The following is a 19,231-nucleotide window of genomic DNA, read 5'->3' on the forward strand; positions in this document are numbered from 1 at the left end:
GCCGCCCGGGCGACGGTTCCCGCTGGATGCCCGAGAGGCACCGAGAGGCTTGTCAGGCATCCAGAGCGGCTAGGGCAGGGCGCGGGCGAGGCGGTCGAGGGCCTCGTGCAGCACCTCGGGGCGCTTGCAGAAGGCCCAGCGCACGTAGGGCGCGCCGTTCGTCGGGTCGTCGTGGAACACCTGCTGCGGGATCGCGACGACGCCTGCGCGGGAGGGGAGGTCGCGGCAGAAGGCGAGGCCGTCGGCATACGCGGTCGGCCCCACGTCGGTCGTCACGTAGTAGGTGCCCTCGGACGGCGTCACCGCGAACCCGAGACCGATGAGGCCGGCCGACAGGAGGTCGCGCTTGCTCTGCATGTCGGCCGCGAACGAGCGCCAGTGCTCGTCGGGGAGAGCGAGCCCGTCGGCCACCGCCCACTGGAACGGGCCGCCCGACACGAAGCTCATGTGCTGGCGCACCACGCGGACCGCATGGATCAGGTCGCTCGGCCCGGTGGCCCAGCCGACCTTCCAGCCCGTCATCGACAGCGACTTGCCAGCGCTTCCCAGCGTGACGGTGCGCTCGGCCATGCCGGGCAGCGTCGCGAACGGCACGTGCTCGTGGCCGGTGAACACGATGTGCTCGTAGACCTCGTCGCTGATCACGAGCAGGTCGTGCTCGGCCACGACGTCCGCGATCGCGGTGAGCTCCTCGCGCGTGAACACCACGCCCGTCGGGTTGTGCGGCGAGTTGAGCAGCAGCAGGCGCGTGCGCGGCGTGATGGCGGCGCGCAGCGCGTCGACGTCGGGGCGGAACGTGCCGGGGGTAAGAGGCACCTCGCGGCGTACGCCGTTCGCGAGCGAGATGCCGGCGGCGTACACGTCGAACCACGGCGCGAACATCACGACCTCGTCGCCCGTATCGACCAGCGCGAGCAGCGTTGCCACGATCGCCTCGCTGGCCCCGGTGGCGACGCAGACGTCGGCGGTCCAGTCCAGCTCGATGCCGTAGAAGCGCCGCTGGTGCTCGGCGATCGCGCGCCGCAGCTCGGGCAGGCCGTGCACGGGCGGGTACTGGTTGCCGCGGCCGTCCTGGATCGCGCGGATGGCGGCGTCCTTCACCGACTGCGGGCCGTCGGTGTCGGGGAACCCCTGGCCGAGGTTGACCGAGCCGGTCTCGACGGCCAGCGTGCTCATCTCGCCGAAGATGCTGGCGGCGTGCTCGCGCATGCGGGGCACGAGAGGCGGCACGCGTCGGGTCACGTCGCAGAGGCTACGACCCCACGCTCCTGCGAGCACCGCGCTACTCGTGCGACCCGGCCGTGGCGGGTGCGACAGGATGCGACGCATGGCGACAGTGGTGGTGACGGGCGGCTCGCGCGGGATCGGGGCCGCGACCTGCGTGGCGGTGGCCGAGGCGGGCTGGGACGTCGTCGTCGACTACGTGCGCGACGTCGGGGCCGCGGCCGACGTCGTACGCCGGGTCGAGGCGCTCGGGCGCCGCGCGGTCGCCGTCCAGGCCGACGTCCGCGACGCCGAGTCGGTCGAGCGGCTGTTCGCCGCCGCCGACGCGTTCGGCGGCCCGCTGGTGGGCCTGGTCAACAACGCCGGCATCTCGGGCGGCTTCGCCCGCGTCGACACCGTCACCCAGCAGCAGCTCGACGACGTGCTCGGGGTCAACGTGGCCGGCCCGTTCCTCTGCTGCGGCGCCGCCGTGCGCCGGATGTCCACGGCCCACGGCGGCAGCGGTGGCTCGATCGTCAACGTGTCCTCGCGCGCGGCGGTGCTCGGCAGCGCCGGCGAGTGGGTGCACTACGCCGCGAGCAAGGCGGCGGTCGACACGCTCACGGTCGGCCTGTCCCAGGAGGTCGCGACCGAGGGGATCCGTGTGAACGCCGTCGCGGTCGGCCTGGTCGACACCGACCTGCACGCCGCCGCCGGCGAGCCCGGACGTCCGGACCGCATGCGCCCGACGATCCCGATGAAGCGATCCGGCACGCCCGAGGAGGTCGCAGCAGCGATCGTGTGGCTGCTCGGCGACTCCTCGTCGTACACCACCGGCACCGTCCTCGCCGTCTCCGGCGGCCGCTGAAGTCCCCGAGTTACTGCCCAAACGGTCGCAGAGCAGGCCGGTTCAACGACCGTTTGGGCAGTAACTCGCGGACGGGGTGAGGATGGGGGCATGACCACGGCACTCGTCACGGGCGGCACGGCAGGGATCGGCGCGGAGTTCGCTCGGCAGCTGGCGGCACGGGGCGACGACCTCGTGCTCGTCGCACGGGACGGCGAGCGCCTCGCGGCCTTCGCCGCCGAGCTCGAGCAGCGTCACCGCGTCGCGGTCGAGGTGCTCGTCGCCGACCTCACCGACCCCGCCCAGCTCGCGCTCGTCGAGGCGCGCCTCGCGGACGACACCCGCCCGGTCGACCTGCTCGTCAACAACGCAGGGTTCGGCGTCAACCAGGTCTTCGTCGGCGGAGACCTCGACGCCGAGCAGCGCATGCTCGACGTCCTCGTCACCGCCGTCATGCGCCTCAGCCACGCCGCCCTCCCCGGCATGGTCGCGCGCGGCATGGGCGGCGTGGTCAACGTCAGCAGCGTCGCGAGCTTCATCGCCGGCGGCAGCTACAGCGCCGCGAAGTCGTGGGTCACCGTCTTCTCCGAGTCGGTCAACCGGCAGCTCGACGGCACCGGCGTCACCGTCACCGCGCTCTGCCCCGGCTTCACGCACACCGAGTTCCACCAGCGGGCCGAGATGGACGTCGACCACCTGCCGGACTGGTTGTGGCTCGACGCCCCCGACGTCGTGCGCTCGGCGCTGGCCGACTTCCGCCGCGGAAAGCCGGTGTCGGTGCCCGGGGCGCAGTACAAGGCGCTGTCCGCGCTGGCGCGCTACCTGCCGCGGCCGATCGTCCGCCGCGCGAGCGCCGTACGAGGCCCCGACCGCCTCGGTCGCGGTACGCCGTAGGAACCCCCGAGGCTCCCCGCTCGTCGCTCCTGGTGACGGCTCACGTGCTCCACATGCGGCGCACAGGACACCGTGATGTGCTCTCGAGCACCGACACACCTGCGGAGGATGGACACCATGGAGTGCCCGAAGTGCCACGCCCCCATGCGCACCTATGAGCGCAACGGGATCCACATCGACCAGTGCACCGAGTGCCGCGGCGTCTTCCTCGACCGCGGCGAGCTCGACCACCTGATCTCGCTCGAGGCGGCGCAGGCCGAGCCCGCACCCGCGCCGGCACCTGCGGCGGCGGCCCCGGCGTACGCACCGCAGCAGCAGCAGCAGCCGCAGCCGCAGGCCTACCCCCAGCAGGGCTACCAGCAGCCGGGGTACCAGCAGCAGGGCTACCAGCAGGGGTACGGCGGCAAGCCCTACAAGAAGCGCAAGAACTTCCTCGAGGAGCTCTTCGACTAGGTCGGCGCGCTCACGCGGAGACGATGCCCGCGATCGCGTCGGCCACGGTGCCGGGCCAGGCGTCGGGCACCTCGACGATGTCCCACCCGCGCAGGCGCGCCTGGTTGGTCTCGAGCGGATCCGCCGCGGGCGAGGCCACGAACACGACCGGCGCGTCCGGCCAGTCGCCGCCGCGCGACTCGGCGGGCGGGACGGCGGCGTCGACGAGCACGTAGCCCGACACCGCGCGGCGCGACGCCTTCTGCGAGAACCCGAGAGCCGGCGCCAGGGCACCGGCCGAGCCCGCCAGCACCAGCAGCACCGGGGCGACCGTTCCCCCGGTGGCCAGCCCGATCGCGAGGTGCGCCACCCAGTGCGCCGTCGCGGTGCGCTCGTCGTCCTCGGGCGCGGCGTCCGGGACGTGCGGCGACATCACGCGCACGCCGGCGAGACGAGGGTCGTCGAGCAGGGCGTCGGCGACGTCCGCGACGTCGACGACGGCCGGGGCGCCCGGCAGGGGAGGGCAGAGGACGACGCTGGCGGTGGTCACCCGCCCAGCCTGCCTCACCGGGGACGCCGATACCCTCTCGACTCGTGACGAGCCTCGATCGCGACCAGCTGCGCCAGGACATCCTCGACAAGGCCGTGGTCCACGGCCGCGTCGTGCTCTCGAGCGGCAAGGAGGCCGACTACTACGTCGACCTGCGCCGCGTGACCCTCGACGGCGCCACGGCGCCGCTCGTGGGCCGGGTGATGCTCGACCTCACGAGCCACCTCGACTACGACGCCGTCGGGGGACTCACGCTCGGCGCCGACCCGGTCGCGACGGCGATGCTGCACGCGGCCGCCGCCGAGGGCCGCACGCTGGACGCGTTCGTCGTCCGCAAGAGCGAGAAGGCGCACGGCCTGCAGCGCCGCATCGAGGGCCCGGACGTCGCGGGCCGTCGCGTGCTCGCCGTCGAGGACACCTCGACCACGGGCGGCTCGGTGCTCACCGCGGTCGAGGCGCTCCGCGAGGCCGGTGCCGAGGTGGTCGGTGTCGCGGTCATCGTCGAGCGAGGCGCCGCCCCGAAGGTGGAGGAGGCCGGTCTGCCGTACCTCGCGGCGTACTCCCTCACCGACCTCGGCCTCGCCTGACTCCTCCGCACGGGGGACGACGTCACCCTCGCGGACCCCTCGTCACCCGATCGGAGCAACCGAGGCCGTGACCGTGCGAGCACTCTCAGCGATAGCGCTCTCGTAGGGGACGGGTGCAGCGACGCAAGGGGCGGCCATGGCGACGGAGGCACAGGCGACCACGCTCGCCGGCCTGGGCCATGCCCGGCCGCTGTCCCGACGTCCGCTCGCCCAGTGGATCGTCGCCCACACCCGACGCGGCCGCCTGAAGCGCTATGCGCGCGCCATGGGCTGGTACCTCACTACCGACGGGGTGCTCGTCGGCGACGTCGAGGGCATCGCGATCCGGGCGTACGAGGACCGCAAGCACATCGCCGTGGTCGAGCTCGTCGCGCCTGCCGTGCTCCCGCGCTTCGAGGTGCGGCAGCGCGAGAAGAGCACGCCGCAGATCGGCGACGGCATGCGCGAGGTGCACACCGGTGACGCGCACTTCGACGCCTGCTACTCGCTGCGCGCCGAGGAGCCGTGGCTGATCCGCGCGATCGTCGACTCCTCTGTGCGCCAGTCGCTCGTGGCCGCACCCGTGCAGTCGATCACCGCGGTGGGGGACAGGCTGGTCTCGCGCGGAGGGTCAGGGCTCGACCCGCTCGACCTGCTCGCGCGCGGGACGGCGCTTCGCACGCTGCTGCAAGCCGTGCCCTGGGAGGCGTACCCCGACCGTCGCACGATCCCGACCCAGGCCGCGGTCTACGAGGTCGTGCGCGAGCGGCAGATGCGTCCGGTCGAGCCGCTGCCATCCGTGGGGCGCCGGGCCTGACCGTCGGGGATCCCCTGTGGCTCAGGCGCTCTCGGCCTCATCGGCGGAGGCCGGCGCCGGGGTGGAGGCGGCCATGCGGCGCGCGTGCCACCACTCGTAGCCGGCGGGCAGCAGGGAGAGCACCACGATGAGGATCGCGATGACCTCGATGTTGTTCTTGACCCAGGGGATGTCCCCGAGCAGGTAGCCGAGCAGCGTCACGCCGCCGGCCCAGATGACGCCGCCGATGCTGGAGTAGATGAGGAACTGGCGGAAGTCCATCTTGCCGACGCCCGCCAGCAGCGTGATGAAGGTGCGGACGATCGGCACGAAGCGCGCCAGGATGATCGAGCGCGGGCCGTACTTCTCGAAGAAGGCGTGCGTCTTGTCGACGTTCGCGGGCGTCAGGAACCTCGCGTCCGGGTTCTTGAACAGCGCAGGCCCGGACTTGCGACCGATCCAGTAGCCCGAGACGTTCCCCGCGATCGCGGCGATGGTGAGCAGGACGCAGGCGACCCAGATGTTGACGTCGATCGTCCCGGCGCCGATGAACAGACCCGTGACGAACAGCAACGAGTCGCCCGGCAGGAAGAACATGAGGAGCCCGCACTCCACGAACACGATCACCAGCACGGCGACGAACGCCCAGGTGCCGAAGCGTTCGAGGATGGCCTCGGGCTGCAGCCAGCTCGGTCCGATGGCGAGGGTCCAGGTCAGGTGATCCAGCACAGGACGAGGGTAGGTCACGCAGGCGGGGCGCTCTGACCACCGGGCTGCGACTCGGCTGAGGATCCCGTGCCAGGGTCGGTCGAGGCCGGCGCCGTACGTCGTGCCCTCCGGGCGCGTGCGGCACCCCCCAGGACCGTGACGACGGTGGCTGCGATGGCGATCGCGGCGGCGGCGTAGGCGATGTCGCGCAGGACCGGCACCTGGTAGGCGAAGTAGCCGAGCACCGGCAGGCCGACCGCCCAGGGGAGGGCCCCGACGATGTTGGCCGACGTGAAGGCACGCCGGTCCATGGCCGCGGTGCCCGCGATGATCGGGATGAACGTGCGCACCCAGGGGATCCAGCGCGCCACGACCACGGAGAGCCAGCCGTACTTGTCGTAGAAGCGCTCGGCGCGCCTCAGCTGCTCCTTGGCGCGGCCCTTCTCGCGGTTCTCCACCCAGTCGCGGCCGAACCGCTTCCCCGTCGTGTAGCCGACCTCGTTGCCGATGACTGCGGCGAGGAAGGCGCCCGTCACGAGGACGTAGATGTTGACGTCGCTGTTCGGCGAGGCGGCCACGAGCCCGGCGCCGAACAGGATCGTGTCGCCGGGGAGCAGGAAGCCGAGCAGCAGCGCGCACTCGGCGAACAGGAACCCCCACAGCACGGCGTACACGGCGATGGCGCCGAGCGACGACAGGTCAGGGCCTTCCCACACGCCCCCGAGCCTAGGCTGACGGCGTGGATACGCCTGCCGACCCCGAGCCGGACTCCCCGGCGGCGGAGGTCGGGGTGGGGCCGCACCCGCTGCCGTGGCCGGACGACGACCGGCTCGACCCCCAGCTGCTGCGCGACGGCGACCGGCGCAACGTGGTCGACCGCTACCGGTACTGGACGGTCGAGGCGATCGTCGCCGACCTCGACACGACCCGGCACCCGTTCCACGTGGCCATCGAGAACCTCGCGCATGACTTCAACATCGGGTCCGTCGTACGCACGGCCAACGCGTTCAACGCGTCGTCCGTGCGGGTGGTCGGCCGCAAGCGCTGGAACCGCCGCGGCGCGATGGTGACCGACCGCTACCTGCACGTCGAGCACCACGATGACGCGGCCGCACTGGCTGCGTGGGCGGCCGCGGCCGGGATCCCGGTGGTCGGCGTCGACAACCTGCCCGGCTCGGTGCCGCTCGAGACGTTCGACCTCCCGCGGGAGTGCGTGCTGCTGTTCGGCCAGGAGGGCACCGGCCTGTCGGACGCCGCCCGCTCGGTGTGCACGGCCACCGTGTCCGTGGCGCAGTACGGCTCTACCCGTTCGATCAACGTGGGCGCAGCGGCCGCAGTGGCGATGCACGCGTGGATCCGCCGCCACGTCTTCGACCAGCCGCCAGCCTGACGAGCGTTCCCGCTGGCAGTCTGGGCGCGTGACGTCGCCGACCCCTCCGCCGGACCCGACACCGAGCGTCTCGGCGCCCCTGCCGTCCGCGCTGGTGTGGCTCCTGCTCCTCCTGCGATTCCTCCTCGAGCTCGCGCTCCTCGCGGCGTACGTCGTGGCCTGCGCGCGGCTGGCCGGCGGAGTCGCCGGGTGGGTGCTCGGCGTCGTGGTCGCCCTGCTGGTGGCGGCGGTGTGGGGCGTGCTGCTCTCGCCGCGCCGCCGGGTGGCGGCACCGGTGGCCGTGCGGGTCGCGGTCGAGCTCGTGCTGTTCGTGGCGGCGGGCGTGCTGCTCGCGGCGTCCGGCCTCGTGCTCCTCGGCGTACTCCTCGTCGCGGCCGAGCTCCTCGTGCTCGGCCTCCTCCAGGGCCCCGACAAGCACGCCCTCTGACCCGCCTCCTGACGCGAATTACTGCCCGAAGTGGGGTTTCGAGGGCGCGTAGCACCCCACTTCGGGCAGTGACTCGAGCACATCCGCTCGGCGCGAAACGGCGTCGGCGCGGGTGGCCGGACGTGGCAGGGTGCTCCGGTGCCTGACGACGTGACCCCGGACGCCGCTGCCGCGCCCGACGGCGTGCGCGCGGGGCACGACTGGCGGCGCGACGTCGGGCTGCTGCGTCGGCGCGAGATCGGGCTGGTCTTCGGCTCGCGGCTGGTCTCGGACCTCGGCAGCGGCATCGCCCCCATCGCGCTCGCCTTCGGCGTCCTCGGCCTCCCCGGGGCGGACGCCGGCGACCTCGGCCTCGTGCTGTTCGCCGCAGCCGTGCCGCGCGTGGTCTTCATGCTCCTCGGCGGGGTGGTGGCGGACCGGCTCGACCGGGGTCGCCTCATGGTCACGGCGGAGGTGCTGGCCGGGCTCGCCCAGCTGCTCGCCGGCGTGCTGCTCCTGACGGGCACCGCCTCGATCCTCTGGCTCTGCGTGCTCGCGGCCGTGAACGGAACGGCGTTCTCGCTCTTCTACCCGGCGTACGCAGGCCTCGTCCCGTCGCTCGTGGCAGACCCGGGCGACCTGCAGTCGGTGAACGCGCTGCTGCGCCTGTCGACCAACGTGGCCGGGATCCTGGGCACGGCGCTCGGCGGTCTGCTCGTCGCCACCATCGGCGCGGGCCCGGCACTGGTCGTCGACTCGTTCACGTTCCTGCTCTCCGCGACGCTCATCTGGCTGCTCGGCGAGCGGGCGCGCGGCCGGGTCGAGGGGGCGGGCTCGGCGCTCGCCGACCTGCGCGACGGCTGGCGGGAGTTCACCGCCCGCCGCTGGGTCTGGGGCGTGGTGCTGCTGTTCTCCTTCATGAACATCGGCTTCTCCGCCGCCGTCGGCGTCGTGGGGCCGGTGCGCGCGCTGGACTCGTGGGACGGCGCGCCCACCTGGGCGCTCCTCCTGGCGTGCTTCTCGCTCGGCACCGTGACCGGAGTCGTGGTGGCCCTGCGGGTGCGGCCGGCGCGGCCGCTGCTGGTGGCGATGTGCGTCGCGCCGGTGATGGCGCTGCCGATCATCGCCCTCGCGCCGCCGTGGCCGGTGGCGGTCGTGGCCGTGCTGGCCTTCGCGGCCGGCGTCGCCTCCGACGTGTTCGAGGTCCTCTGGATCACGGCCCTCCAGAACAACATCCCGGCCGAGGCGCTGTCGCGGGTGTCGTCGTACGACTACCTCGGCTCGCTGGCGCTCGTCCCGATCGGGCTCGCCGTGAGCGGCTGGGCGGTGGCGACGTACGGGGTCGAGGCGACCATGTCGGCATGCGCGGCCCTGTGCCTGACCTCCGCGATCGGTCTGCTCGACCCGCAGGTGCGCGCCCTGCGCGCCGGACGCGCCGATGGTCTCGACGCCGCCGCAGCCTGAGCCGGGGCCGCCCGCTGCGGCGCGGGACGTACGGCGGGAGTGTGACCTACCGGTCAGTACCCGCCATGCCTGGAACCGCTTGCGGCTGCCGTGGAAGGATGGGCCGCAGAGAACCGCAGGCAACGAAGCCCACGGACCGGTTCCACGTTGTGTAGGAGCGCATTTCCATGCCCATCGCCACTCCCGAGGTCTACGCCGAGATGCTCGACCGCGCCAAGGCCGGCGCGTTCGCATACCCGGCGATCAACTGCACGTCGTCCCAGACGATCGTCGCCGCCATCCGCGGGTTCGCGGAGGCCGAGTCCGACGGCATCGTCCAGTTCTCGTGGGGTGGCGCGGAGTTCGCCTCCGGCCAGGCCGTGAAGGACATGGTCACCGGCGCGGTCGCCCTCGCCGAGTTCGCCCACGTCGTCGCCGAGAAGTACGACGTCCAGATCGCGCTGCACACCGACCACTGCCCGAAGGAGAAGCTGGACGGCTACATGCGTCCGCTCATCGACGTCTCGCTCGAGCGCGTCGCCGCGGGCAAGCTGCCGCTGTTCCAGTCGCACATGTGGGACGGCTCGGCCGTGCCGCTCGAGGAGAACCTCGACGTCGCCGAGGAGCTCCTCGACAAGTGCCACCGCGCCAACATCATCATGGAGCTCGAGATCGGCGTCGTCGGCGGCGAGGAGGACGGCATCGAGGCCACCCACGACGCCAAGCTCTTCTCCACCCCCGAGGACGGTCTCGCCACCGCTGCGAAGCTCGGCCTGGGCGAGCGCGGCCGCTACATGGTCGCCGCGACCTTCGGCAACGTGCACGGCGTCTACAAGCCGGGCAACGTCGTCCTCACGCCGTCCATCCTCAAGGAGATCCAGGACGCCGTCGGCGCCCAGTACGGCAAGGACAAGCCGTTCGACCTCGTCTTCCACGGCGGCTCGGGCTCGCTCCTGTCGGAGATCCGCGAGGCCCTCGACTACGGCGTCATCAAGATGAACATCGACACCGACACCCAGTACGCGTTCACCCGCCCGGTCGTCGACCACATGTTCACCAACTACGCCGGCGTCCTCAAGGTCGACGGCGAGGTCGGCAACAAGAAGCAGTACGACCCGCGCGCCTGGGGCAAGGCCGCCGAGGCCGGCATGGCCGCGCGCGTCGTCCAGGGCTGCGAGGACCTGCGCAGCACCGGCACCCGCATCAGGTAGCTCTCGCGCGAACGACGGCCCCGCAGACCACCGGTCTGCGGGGCCGACGCACGTCCCAGGGGTGTTGCGGAGCACGGCAACGTGCGGCTGGCCGCCGTACGCCGCTGCCGGGACGAAGTGCGCGGAACCCACCGGATCTAGCTGCAATCCGGTGGGTTCCGTGCACTTCGCGACGCAGAGGTTGGCGCGGCTCCCGGTCCTGCTTGTGGACAGGCTCAGCGGGCGTGCCGAGGTTCCCGTCAGGCTGGCGCGGTGCACTGGAGCAGGTCCGACGAGCGGATCGTGGCGGTACGCCGGCGCCTCGGCGACGGTCCCTGGGCGCGCCAGCAGCTGCTTGCAGCCGGGTGGTCCGCTCGGCAGATCGAGCGTGATCTGCAGCAGGGCCGGCTCGAGCGCGTCATCCGGGGGGTGTATGCGCCGACCGGTGTGGTGCTGGCATGGGACGCGCCGCAGACGTACGCCCCGCCGATCCTCGGCGCCGGTGACGACGCAGCCGTCTCGTTCGAGTCCGCGGCGGCCATCCGCCGCATGTGGATCCCGTACCCAGCCGATCCTCGGATACACCTCAGCTCGTCAGGTCGGCCCGTCACCTATGACCCGGTGGTACGCCGGCACCGCACGCACCTGCGCGACGACGACGTCGACGTACTTGCCGGAGTCCGGGTCACGAGCGTGGCGCGGACGGCGGTGGACCTCGCCCGCGGCAAGGCATTCGCCCAGGCCCTCGCGCCGCTCGACTCCGCGACCCGGATCCTGGCGCTCGGGGAGGCTGCGCACTCCGCGGCCGGACGGGTGCTCCTGGCCCGACCCGGCGCCCGTCGACGCGTCGACGCAGCCCTCGGCGAGCTGCGTGCCGCGGCTGGGCGCATCGCCGGTGGGCGGGGAACCCGCGAACTGGTCCGCTGCCTCGAGCAGGTCGACCCGCGCAGCGAGTCGCCGTACGAGTCGTGGTGCCGAGGCGAGCTCGTCTCAGCCGGCGTGCGTATCGAAGCGCTCGGGCTGGAGGTACGGGGCGCCTCGGGCCGGCTCTACTACGCGGACTTCGCCTGGCCGTCGCTGCGGCTGATTGCCGAGGCCGACGGCGTCGAGAAGTACGGAAGCGACCTGCGCACGGTGAGGGAACGGGTGATGGCCGAACGTCACCGCCAGCGCGATCTGGAGGACGCCGGGTGGGAGTTCGTCCGTTGGACCGCGGGCGAGCCGGCTCTGGTGTTCACCGCGCGGGTGGCAAGGGCTCTCGCGGCAGCCACGGCGCGAAGTGCGTGAAGCCCACCGAACTCAGCGCCGATCCGGTGGTCATCACGCACCTCGCCGGTGCGGAGCGAGTTCTGGGCCGGCTACTTCAGGCCGAGGCAGAGATAGCGGCCGGCGGTCGCGGTGTCGATGGTGCCGATGGTCGAGGCCGGGCAGTCGGTCTCGGCGACGACCTCCTTGAGCGCCACGTACGTGGCGTCGGTGGAGTCGCACTCGACGACGAACACCTTGTCTCCGTCGGCCGTGTAGCAGGAGCCCACCGTCTCGGCGAGGGCCGGGGTGGACTTGTCCGACGCGAAGGCGAGACCGAACGCGGCCGCTGCACCCACGGCCAGGACCGTGCCGACGGCGACGACCGCCGTGCCGAGGCCGCCGAGTCCGGAGCCCGAGGCCGCGCTGGCCGCCTTGTAGCGGGCGAACGCCGAGCGCCAGAGGCCGAACGTGACGAAGTAGCCGCCCCACCACAGGATCCCGCCGCCGCGGCTGTTGATCACCATGATCCCGGCGATCGAGACGCCGACGGCGACGAGCACGCCGAGCAGGAACAGCGGTGCCGCTGCTGCGAACGGGCTCGGTCCGCCTGCGGTCGCACCCGGGGCGAGCGGGGCGCCGTACGCCGGTCCGCCGTACTGCGGGTCGCCCAAGAGAGGGGCGCTGGCCTCCGACCCGTCCGTGCCCGGCTGCGGCGTTGCGAATCCTGCCTCGGCGGTCGTGACGTCCTCGGCGGCCTGCGCCTCAACCGTCTCCCAGTCGTGGCCGTTCCACCTGCGCCCGTCGACGACCTGCCCGACCTCGTAGCCCGGCGTTTCGCTCATGACCTGTCCCCCGTCGCGTCGAATGTGCGTGGACCGTAGTGGACCGATGGACCCGGACGCACGCGCGTCGGCCGCGCGTCATGTCACGAATCGGCGCCGGGTCCTGCGGCGGGCGCAGGGGCCGCGAGCCCGTGGAGCGGGCGGCGGCAGGGTCGGGCAGGATCAGCACGTGACCACTCCGATCGACCAGAACCTCATCGGCGGCCCTGCCCCGACGTTCCTGCCGGACGACCCGGCACCGCGCGAGGCGCTCGAGGCGGGCACCGACCCGTACGTCGTCGCCGCCGCGCACCCCACGAGCAGCCTGGTCTGGAGCGTGCTCGCCGACCAGGCGCACGCCGAGGGCCGCACGGTGGAGTCGTACGCCTTCGCGCGCGTCGGCTACCACCGCGGCCTCGACACCCTGCGCCGCAACGGCTGGAAGGGCCACGGCCCGGTGCCGTGGGAGCACGAGCCCAACCGCGGCTTCCTGCGCTGCCTGCACGCGCTCGCCCGCGCCGCCACCCTCATCGGCGAGGAGGACGAGGCCACCCGCTGCACGCTCTTCCTGCGCGACTCCTCGGCGGCCGCCGCCGCCGCGCTCGAAGGTCGCTGAGTGGCACCGAGCGTCGCAGTCGTTGGCGCGGGGATCGGGGGAGTCTCCGCTGCGCGGGTGCTGCAGAGCCGCGGCGTCGACGTCGTCGTGCTCGACCGCGGCCACCGCATCGGCGGCCGGATGGCGGCGCGCACCTTGCGCGGCACCGGGCTGCCGTACGACGGCCGCGTGGTCGACGTGGGGGCGGCGTACCTCACGGCGGACGACGCCGAGTTCGCCGAGGTCGTCGCTGCCTGGGTCGATGCCGGCGTCGCGCGGCCCTGGACCGACACCTTCCTCACCGCCACCTTCGACGGCGTGAGCGGCAGCACCACCGGGCCGATGCGGTACGCCGCCGCGGGGGGGCTGCGCTCGCTCGTGGAGGACCTGGCGGCCGACCTCACCACCGTGGTCTACCCGCGCGAGGTGGCCTCGGTGGAGCGCGACCGCGACGGCGTGCTCGTCGACGGCGAGCGCTTCGACTCCGTGGTGCTGGCCATGCCCGACCCGCAGGCCCGCGACGTGCTCGCGCTCGACGACCCCCTGCAGTTCCGGCTCACCGGCGTCGAGTGGCTGCCGGTGCTCAGCGTGACCGCGGCGTACGCCGCGCACCGCTGGGACGACCTCGACGGGGTCTTCGTCAACGACAACGACGCGATCTCGTTCATCGCCGAGGACGGTCGACGGCGCGGCGACGGTGCGCCGGTCCTCGTCGTCCAGACGCACCCCGCGCTTGCGGCGCGCCACCTCGACGACCCGTCGGGTGCGGCGCCCGAGGCGCTGGCGGCGCTGCGCAGCGTGCTCGACGTGCCGAGCCCGGCGTGGCACGAGGTACGGCGCTGGTCGCTGGCGCGGCCGGAGGCCAACCGGCCGGAGCCGTTCGCGCTCGTGGACGGGATCGGCATCTGCGGCGACAGCTGGGGGGCGCCGCCGCGCATCCAGACGGCCTGGCTGTCCGGGCGGCGGCTGGGCGAGGCCGTGGCGGAGTCGCTCGGCGTCTGAGGCGACGCCGCACCTCTCGCGCAGGGATTCGGACGGTGCCCCTCGCGGCCGGTAGGCTCTGGTGGCACCACCCCTCTGTGGTGCCCGCGTGTCACATCGAGGGAGCGCCAGATGCCGGCGATCGTCCTGGTCGGAGCCCAATGGGGCGACGAGGGCAAGGGCAAGGCCACCGACCTTCTCGGTAGCCGGGTCGACTACGTCGTGAAGTTCAACGGCGGCAACAACGCGGGCCACACGGTCGTGATCGGCCAGGAGAAGTACGCCCTCCACCTGCTGCCGTCCGGCATCCTCACCGATGGCGTGGTCCCCGTGATCGGCAATGGCGTCGTGATCGACCTCGGGGTGCTGTTCCACGAGATCGACGGGCTCGAGGCGCGCGGCGTCGACACGAGCCGCCTCGTCGTGAGCGCCAACGCGCACATCATCCCGTCGTACAACCGCACCCTCGACAAGGTCACCGAGCGCTTCCTCGGCAGCCGCAAGATCGGCACGACCGGTCGCGGCATCGGCCCGACGTACGCCGACAAGATGAGCCGCGTCGGCATCCGCGTGCAGGACCTGTTCGACGAGAAGATCCTGCGGCAGAAGGTGGAAGGCGCCCTCGCGCAGAAGAACCACCTGCTCGTGAAGGTCTACAACCGGCGCGCGATCACGGTCGACGAGGTCGTGGAGGAGCTGCTCGGGCACACCGAGCGCCTGCGCCCGTACGTCACCGACACCACGCTGCTGCTGGGCGAGGCGCTGCAGCGCGACGAGGTCGTGCTGCTCGAGGGCGGCCAGGCCACGCTGCTCGACGTCGACCACGGCACCTACCCGTTCGTGACGTCGTCCAACGCGACCGCCGGCGGTGCGTGCACCGGTGCGGGCATCGCGCCGACGCAGGTGACGCGTGTGATCGCGATCGCCAAGGCGTACATCACGCGCGTGGGCGAGGGCCCGTTCCCGACCGAGCTGTTCGACGAGGACGGCGAGCGTCTGCGCAGCATCGGGCACGAGTACGGCACCACCACCGGGCGCCCGCGCCGCTGCGGCTGGTTCGACATCCCGATCGCGCGCTACGCCTCGCGCATCAACGGCGTCACCGACCTCGTCATCACCAAGCTCGACGTCCTCACCGGCTGGGAGCAGATCCCGGTGTGCGTGGCGTACGACGTCGATGGCGAGCGCCTCGAGGACCTGCCGATGACGCAGACCGGCTTCCACCACGCCAAGCCGGTGTACGAGTACCTCCCCGGCTGGAGCGAGGACATCTCGGGCGCGCGCGAGATCGGCGACCTGCCGGCCAACGCACGTGCCTACATCCAGTACCTCGAGGACCGGTCGAACGCGCGCATCAGCGCGATCGGCGTCGGCCCCGAGCGCGACCAGACCGTCGTCCTCCACGACCTCCTCGACTGACCCGTCCCGCCCGATCGTTTGCGATGAAGTCCCCTACTGGCCTCGTCGGCAGGGCCTCCTCGCCCAGCGGGGGCCCAAGGCGCATCCAATAGAGCCGTACTCAGGAGCCCTTCATCTCGGGCTCTGGCACCCTGACGCCATGATGACGCTGCGTACGGCGGCCCCTCCGGACCACGCGCGGATCCTCGACGTCATGCCGGCGTGGTGGGGCGGGCGCGACCTCCGCGCCCTCGTGCCGTCGCTCTTCCTCGAGCACTTCGCCGGCACGTCCCTCGTGGCCGAGGCCGACGGCGAGCTCGCCGGCTTCCTCATCGGCTTCGTGAGCCAGGACCGCCCGGACGAGGCGTACGTCCACATGATCGGCGTCGATCCCGCTCGCCGTGGCGACGGTCTCGGACGGCGGCTGCACGACGAGTTCGCCGACCTCGTGCGCGAGCGCGGCGTACGACGGATCCGCTGCGTGACCTCGACCGTCAACACCGCTTCGGTCGCGTTCCACACCTCGATCGGCTTCGTCGTCACGGGCACCGGCGTGCCTGTCGAGGCGCGCGGCCTCGAGGCGGACGCCGACGGACACGTGCTCATGTGCCGCGAGATCTGACCGACGCCGGTGCTGCGGGTGTGAGCGGGGAGACGCACACCCGGGCGGCTCGGGCCTGCCACGCACCGCGCGGCGCGACTAGCGTGGAGCCATGATCGAGGAGCGGTTCACGCCGCGCGAGGACCCCAGGCCGGACGACGTCCACTGGCCCGTCGCGCAGTGGCCGCCGCCGCCCGGCATCCACCTGCGCGGCACCTGGGTCGAGCTCACGCCCGCGACCACGCAGGACGCGCACGGACTGCGGATGGCCCTCGACCACGACCACGTCTGGCAGCACCTCATGGGCGGCCCGCTCCCCGACGACAGCACTGCGCGGCACTGGGTCACCAACGTGCTGGACCGCGGCTGGTTCCCGTGGACCGTCCGCCTGCGCCGCGACGTCGGCGGCCGGCACGCCGGCACGATCGTCGGCTGGTCGTCGTTCCTCGAGATCGCGCCGAACGACGCGCGCCTCGAGATCGGCAACACCGCCTACGACCCCGCCGTGTGGGGCTCGGTCGTGAACCCCGAGTGCAAGCTGCTGCTGCTCAGCTACGCGTTCGAGGAGCTGCACATGGGACGGGTGCAGCTCAAGACCGACATCCGCAACCACCGGTCGCAGGCGGCCATCGCCCGTCTCGGCGCCGCGTACGAGGGCGTCCTGCGCCGCTACCAGCGCCGCGCGGACGGCACCGTGCGCGACACCGTCATGTTCAGCATCACGGCCGAGGACTGGCCCGACGTACGCCGATCGCTCGGCGACCGCGTCGACGCGTACGACGCCCTCGCCTGACCTGCGCTACAACCTGACGGCGCACGACGCTCCACCCTGACACCCTGCACGTGACGCTGCTGCGCGCGGCGGCCTACCCTGAGCGGCAGACGCGCGGCCCGACCGCGCCGTACGCGAGCGACCAGGAGATCCCATGTCCTTCACGCCCGACCCCGCCGAGGGCCAGCGCGTCCTCGGGCTCGACCGCGCCCACGTCTTCCACTCGTGGTCGGCGCAGGCCGCGCTCAACCCGATGCTCATCGCCGGCGGCGAGGGCTCGTACGTCTGGGACTACGACGGCAACCGCTTCCTGGACTTCTCCAGCCAGCTCGTCAACACCAACATCGGGCACCAGCACCCGAAGGTGATCGCGGCGATCCAGGAGCAGGCCGCGCTGCTCACCACCGTCGCACCGCAGCACGCGAACGCCGCCCGCGGCGACGCCGCGAAGCGCATCGTCGAGCTGGCCCCCGACGGCTTCAACAAGGTCTTCTTCACCAACGGCGGCGCCGACGCGATCGAGAACGCCATCCGCATGGCGCGCCTGCACACCGGCCGCCGCAAGGTGCTGTCGTTCTACCGCTCGTACCACGGCAACACCGGCGCAGCCATCGCCGCCACCGGCGACCCGCGCCGCTGGCCGAACGAGTTCGCCGACGACCACGTGCACTTCTTCGGCCCCTACCTCTACCGCTCGTCGTTCTGGGCGACCACCGAGGCCGAGGAGGCCGAGCGCGCCCTGCAGCACCTCGAGCAGGTCATCACGTTCGAGGGCCCGGCCACGATCGCGTCGATCCTCTTGGAGTCGGTCGTCGGTACCGCCGGCGTGCTCATCCCGCCGCCCGGCTACCTCGAGGGCGTCCGTGCCCTGTGCGACAAGCACGGGATCATGCTCATCCTCGACGAGGTCATGGCCGGCTTCGGCCGCACCGGCGAGTGGTTCGCGTTCGAGAACTTCGACGTCGTGCCCGACCTCATCACCTTCGCCAAGGGCTCCAACTCGGGCTACGTGCCGGTGGGCGGCGTCATCATCAGCGACCCGATCGCGGCGACCTTCGACGAGCGCGTCTTCCCCGGAGGCCTCACCTACTCCGGCCACCCGCTGGCCTGCGCCTCGATCGTCGCCTCGATCGACGCGATGAAGGAGGAGGGGATCGTCGAGAACGCCAAGCGCATCGGCGCCGACGTGCTCGGGCCCGGCCTGCGCGAGCTCGCCGAGCGCCACCCCGTGATCGGCGAGGTCCGTGGCCTCGGCGTCTTCTGGGCGCTCGACCTCGTGACCGACCGCGCCACCCGCGAGCCGCTCGCGCCGTACGGCGGATCCTCGCCGGCGATGGTCGAGCTGCTCGGCGAGATCAAGAAGCGCGGCGTGCTCCCCTTCGCCAACTTCAACCGCCTGCACGTCGTGCCGCCGTGCAACGTCTCGGACACCGAGGTCAAGGACGGCCTCGCCGTGCTCGACGAGGCGTTCGGCGTGATCGACAAGCACTACACCGGCGCCTGACACCGACGTACACGCAGAGCGGCGGCTCCCTACGGGGTCGCCGCTCTGCCTGTCGGAGGGGATGGTCGCCGTCGTCCGAGGCCCAGGGCTCAGGGGCCGCGCTCGCGGTGCCACGGGTGGCCCCAGACGAACCAGGCGAGGGCGCCGAGCACCCAGAAGAACAGGAACGTCAGGACCCAGGCCGGCTTGGCCAGCGTGCGGACGTCGACGGGGTCGGTCATCCACCAGTCGACGATGGCAGCGAGGTAGACCACCCAGGTGGCGCCCAGGACGATGGGCATCAGCCACTGCATGTCCACGGCTCCAGGATGCTCCGTCCGGCAACCGCAGTCCTGTCCGCCGATGTGCTGCGCGCGCAGGACCGCGTCCATGACGATGGTGCGCATGACCCTCGACGACGACGTGCTCGACGCCGCCACGCAGCGCAAGGTCGCGGTCGCGCTCTTCAACCGCGTGTGGGACCTCCTCGACTCCGGCGACGGGCGATCGGCGGAGGAGACCGCGGAGATGCTCGACGCCGCCCACGCGAGCCGCTACCTCTGGCGCCGGATGGGCGGCGAGGAGCAGGCCATCGTCGGCGAGTGGCAGATCAGCCGGGCGTACGCCGCGGCGGGGCTCGGGCTCGAGGCCGTGCGGCACGCCAACGTCTCGCTCGCGCTGCTCGTCGCGGCCGAGGGCGAGCTGCCCGACTGGCTGACGGCATCGGTGCACGAGGGGCTCGCCCGCGCCCTGCTCGCGAACGGCGACGGCGCAGGTGCGTCGGCCGCCATCCGCGAGGCCGCGGCCCTGGCAGCCCGGATCACCGACGCCGAGGACCGCGACCTCGTCGAGGCGCAGATCGCCGAGCTCATCTCCGACGACGCCTGAGGCGGCGCCCTCCCTCAGG

At 72.4% G+C, this 19,231-nt stretch carries 23 protein-coding genes; 17 read left to right on the plus strand and 6 right to left on the minus strand.

Annotation, left to right across the window (positions count from 1 at the left end; all coding sequences use genetic code 11):
• Positions 1–69: 69 nt before the first annotated feature.
• Entirely contained in the window at positions 70–1,242 is a 1,173-nt protein-coding gene (locus ACFQGU_RS00270) for an aminotransferase class I/II-fold pyridoxal phosphate-dependent enzyme (protein WP_386763342.1), read from the minus strand.
• 85 nt (positions 1,243–1,327) lie between these two features.
• Between ACFQGU_RS00270 and ACFQGU_RS00275 the strand changes: the two genes are divergently transcribed.
• From ACFQGU_RS00275 to ACFQGU_RS00285, 3 genes are all read left to right on the plus strand, one after another.
• Positions 1,328–2,071, plus strand: a complete 744-nt coding sequence (locus ACFQGU_RS00275; protein ID WP_386763343.1) for an SDR family oxidoreductase — start codon at positions 1,328–1,330, stop codon at positions 2,069–2,071.
• 90 nt (positions 2,072–2,161) lie between these two features.
• Positions 2,162–2,944, plus strand: a complete 783-nt coding sequence (locus ACFQGU_RS00280; RefSeq protein ID WP_386763344.1) for an SDR family NAD(P)-dependent oxidoreductase — start codon at positions 2,162–2,164, stop codon at positions 2,942–2,944.
• A gap of 117 nt (positions 2,945–3,061) precedes the next feature.
• Entirely contained in the window at positions 3,062–3,397 is a 336-nt protein-coding gene (locus ACFQGU_RS00285; RefSeq protein WP_386763345.1) for a TFIIB-type zinc ribbon-containing protein, read from the plus strand.
• 10 nt (positions 3,398–3,407) lie between these two features.
• Here the strand turns inward: ACFQGU_RS00285 and ACFQGU_RS00290 are convergent, their stop codons facing one another.
• Complete coding sequence (locus tag ACFQGU_RS00290; protein ID WP_386763346.1) at positions 3,408–3,926, minus strand: hypothetical protein; 519 nt, start codon at positions 3,924–3,926, stop codon at positions 3,408–3,410.
• 44 nt (positions 3,927–3,970) lie between these two features.
• Here ACFQGU_RS00290 and pyrE point away from each other — a divergent pair, with 44 nt between their 5' ends.
• Both pyrE and ACFQGU_RS00300 read left to right on the plus strand, forming a co-directional pair.
• Positions 3,971–4,513, plus strand: a complete 543-nt coding sequence (gene pyrE, locus ACFQGU_RS00295) for an orotate phosphoribosyltransferase (RefSeq protein WP_386763347.1) — start codon at positions 3,971–3,973, stop codon at positions 4,511–4,513.
• Between the two features lie 136 nt (positions 4,514–4,649).
• Positions 4,650–5,309 carry a hypothetical protein gene (locus ACFQGU_RS00300; RefSeq protein ID WP_386763348.1) on the plus strand — a complete coding sequence of 220 codons (660 nt, stop codon included), beginning with the start codon at positions 4,650–4,652 and terminating at the stop codon, positions 5,307–5,309.
• A 21-nt stretch (positions 5,310–5,330) separates the two neighbouring features.
• Here ACFQGU_RS00300 and ACFQGU_RS00305 read toward each other — a convergent pair whose 3' ends face one another.
• On the minus strand, positions 5,331–6,017 hold the full coding sequence (locus ACFQGU_RS00305; protein ID WP_386763349.1) for a VTT domain-containing protein: 687 nt from the start codon (positions 6,015–6,017) through the stop codon (positions 5,331–5,333).
• Positions 6,018–6,031: 14 nt separating this feature from the next.
• Positions 6,032–6,712, minus strand: coding sequence for a DedA family protein (locus ACFQGU_RS00310; RefSeq protein WP_386763350.1), 681 nt, complete (start codon positions 6,710–6,712; stop codon positions 6,032–6,034).
• A 23-nt stretch (positions 6,713–6,735) separates the two neighbouring features.
• On the opposite strand from ACFQGU_RS00310, the gene ACFQGU_RS00315 reads away from it, so the two are divergent.
• The 5 genes from ACFQGU_RS00315 (at position 6,736) to ACFQGU_RS00335 (ending at position 11,712) form a co-directional block, all read left to right on the plus strand.
• Entirely contained in the window at positions 6,736–7,386 is a 651-nt protein-coding gene (locus tag ACFQGU_RS00315) for a TrmH family RNA methyltransferase (protein ID WP_386763351.1), read from the plus strand.
• A 28-nt stretch (positions 7,387–7,414) separates the two neighbouring features.
• Positions 7,415–7,813, plus strand: coding sequence for a DUF2568 domain-containing protein (locus tag ACFQGU_RS00320; protein ID WP_386763352.1), 399 nt, complete (start codon positions 7,415–7,417; stop codon positions 7,811–7,813).
• 138 nt (positions 7,814–7,951) lie between these two features.
• A complete protein-coding gene (locus ACFQGU_RS00325; protein WP_386763353.1) occupies positions 7,952–9,256 on the plus strand; it encodes an MFS transporter in 1,305 nt (434 codons plus the stop codon).
• Between the two features lie 167 nt (positions 9,257–9,423).
• On the plus strand, positions 9,424–10,446 hold the full coding sequence (fbaA, locus tag ACFQGU_RS00330) for a class II fructose-bisphosphate aldolase (protein ID WP_386763354.1): 1,023 nt from the start codon (positions 9,424–9,426) through the stop codon (positions 10,444–10,446).
• A 252-nt stretch (positions 10,447–10,698) separates the two neighbouring features.
• The gene (locus tag ACFQGU_RS00335; protein WP_386763355.1) at positions 10,699–11,712 is read left to right on the plus strand and encodes a type IV toxin-antitoxin system AbiEi family antitoxin domain-containing protein; all 1,014 of its coding nucleotides are present in this window, start codon (positions 10,699–10,701) and stop codon (positions 11,710–11,712) included.
• Between the two features lie 71 nt (positions 11,713–11,783).
• On the opposite strand, the gene ACFQGU_RS00340 is transcribed toward ACFQGU_RS00335, so the two are convergent.
• The gene (locus ACFQGU_RS00340; protein ID WP_386763356.1) at positions 11,784–12,515 is read right to left on the minus strand and encodes a hypothetical protein; all 732 of its coding nucleotides are present in this window, start codon (positions 12,513–12,515) and stop codon (positions 11,784–11,786) included.
• Between the two features lie 169 nt (positions 12,516–12,684).
• Here ACFQGU_RS00340 and ACFQGU_RS00345 point away from each other — a divergent pair, with 169 nt between their 5' ends.
• From ACFQGU_RS00345 to ACFQGU_RS00370, 6 genes are all read left to right on the plus strand, one after another.
• Positions 12,685–13,110 carry a DUF3151 domain-containing protein gene (locus ACFQGU_RS00345; protein ID WP_386763357.1) on the plus strand — a complete coding sequence of 142 codons (426 nt, stop codon included), beginning with the start codon at positions 12,685–12,687 and terminating at the stop codon, positions 13,108–13,110.
• Positions 13,111–14,091 (plus strand): NAD(P)/FAD-dependent oxidoreductase, encoded by a 981-nt coding sequence (locus ACFQGU_RS00350; protein WP_386763358.1) that lies wholly within the window; start codon positions 13,111–13,113, stop codon positions 14,089–14,091.
• 111 nt (positions 14,092–14,202) lie between these two features.
• Positions 14,203–15,489, plus strand: coding sequence for an adenylosuccinate synthase (locus ACFQGU_RS00355; RefSeq protein WP_386763359.1), 1,287 nt, complete (start codon positions 14,203–14,205; stop codon positions 15,487–15,489).
• 139 nt (positions 15,490–15,628) lie between these two features.
• Positions 15,629–16,090 (plus strand): GNAT family N-acetyltransferase, encoded by a 462-nt coding sequence (locus tag ACFQGU_RS00360; protein ID WP_386763360.1) that lies wholly within the window; start codon positions 15,629–15,631, stop codon positions 16,088–16,090.
• 91 nt (positions 16,091–16,181) lie between these two features.
• On the plus strand, positions 16,182–16,862 hold the full coding sequence (locus ACFQGU_RS00365) for a GNAT family N-acetyltransferase (RefSeq protein WP_386763361.1): 681 nt from the start codon (positions 16,182–16,184) through the stop codon (positions 16,860–16,862).
• Between the two features lie 133 nt (positions 16,863–16,995).
• Positions 16,996–18,345 carry an aspartate aminotransferase family protein gene (locus ACFQGU_RS00370; protein WP_386763362.1) on the plus strand — a complete coding sequence of 450 codons (1,350 nt, stop codon included), beginning with the start codon at positions 16,996–16,998 and terminating at the stop codon, positions 18,343–18,345.
• A gap of 89 nt (positions 18,346–18,434) precedes the next feature.
• Here ACFQGU_RS00370 and ACFQGU_RS00375 read toward each other — a convergent pair whose 3' ends face one another.
• Complete coding sequence (locus tag ACFQGU_RS00375; RefSeq protein ID WP_386763939.1) at positions 18,435–18,638, minus strand: PLDc N-terminal domain-containing protein; 204 nt, start codon at positions 18,636–18,638, stop codon at positions 18,435–18,437.
• 76 nt (positions 18,639–18,714) lie between these two features.
• Here ACFQGU_RS00375 and ACFQGU_RS00380 point away from each other — a divergent pair, with 76 nt between their 5' ends.
• Positions 18,715–19,212 carry a hypothetical protein gene (locus ACFQGU_RS00380; protein ID WP_386763363.1) on the plus strand — a complete coding sequence of 166 codons (498 nt, stop codon included), beginning with the start codon at positions 18,715–18,717 and terminating at the stop codon, positions 19,210–19,212.
• Positions 19,213–19,231: the final 19 nt, after the last annotated feature.

This window comes from Longivirga aurantiaca, from assembly GCF_042660085.1.
Taxonomy (GTDB): domain Bacteria; phylum Actinomycetota; class Actinomycetes; order S36-B12; family CAIYMF01; genus Longivirga; species Longivirga aurantiaca.

What these genes read in the sequence shown, in the direction of transcription:
- ACFQGU_RS00365 (WP_386763361.1), top strand. Translation starts at nt 16,182, where the DNA reads ATGATCGAGGAGCGGTTCACGCCGCGCGAGGACCCCAGGCCGGACGAC.
- ACFQGU_RS00340 (WP_386763356.1), bottom strand. Translation starts at nt 12,515, where the DNA reads ATGAGCGAAACGCCGGGCTACGAGGTCGGGCAGGTCGTCGACGGGCGC.
- fbaA (WP_386763354.1), top strand. Translation starts at nt 9,424, where the DNA reads ATGCCCATCGCCACTCCCGAGGTCTACGCCGAGATGCTCGACCGCGCC.
- ACFQGU_RS00375 (WP_386763939.1), bottom strand. Translation starts at nt 18,638, where the DNA reads ATGCAGTGGCTGATGCCCATCGTCCTGGGCGCCACCTGGGTGGTCTAC.
- ACFQGU_RS00370 (WP_386763362.1), top strand. Translation starts at nt 16,996, where the DNA reads ATGTCCTTCACGCCCGACCCCGCCGAGGGCCAGCGCGTCCTCGGGCTC.
- ACFQGU_RS00280 (WP_386763344.1), top strand. Translation starts at nt 2,162, where the DNA reads ATGACCACGGCACTCGTCACGGGCGGCACGGCAGGGATCGGCGCGGAG.
- ACFQGU_RS00275 (WP_386763343.1), top strand. Translation starts at nt 1,328, where the DNA reads ATGGCGACAGTGGTGGTGACGGGCGGCTCGCGCGGGATCGGGGCCGCG.
- ACFQGU_RS00355 (WP_386763359.1), top strand. Translation starts at nt 14,203, where the DNA reads ATGCCGGCGATCGTCCTGGTCGGAGCCCAATGGGGCGACGAGGGCAAG.
- ACFQGU_RS00360 (WP_386763360.1), top strand. Translation starts at nt 15,629, where the DNA reads ATGATGACGCTGCGTACGGCGGCCCCTCCGGACCACGCGCGGATCCTC.
- ACFQGU_RS00285 (WP_386763345.1), top strand. Translation starts at nt 3,062, where the DNA reads ATGGAGTGCCCGAAGTGCCACGCCCCCATGCGCACCTATGAGCGCAAC.
- ACFQGU_RS00380 (WP_386763363.1), top strand. Translation starts at nt 18,715, where the DNA reads ATGACGATGGTGCGCATGACCCTCGACGACGACGTGCTCGACGCCGCC.
- ACFQGU_RS00300 (WP_386763348.1), top strand. Translation starts at nt 4,650, where the DNA reads ATGGCGACGGAGGCACAGGCGACCACGCTCGCCGGCCTGGGCCATGCC.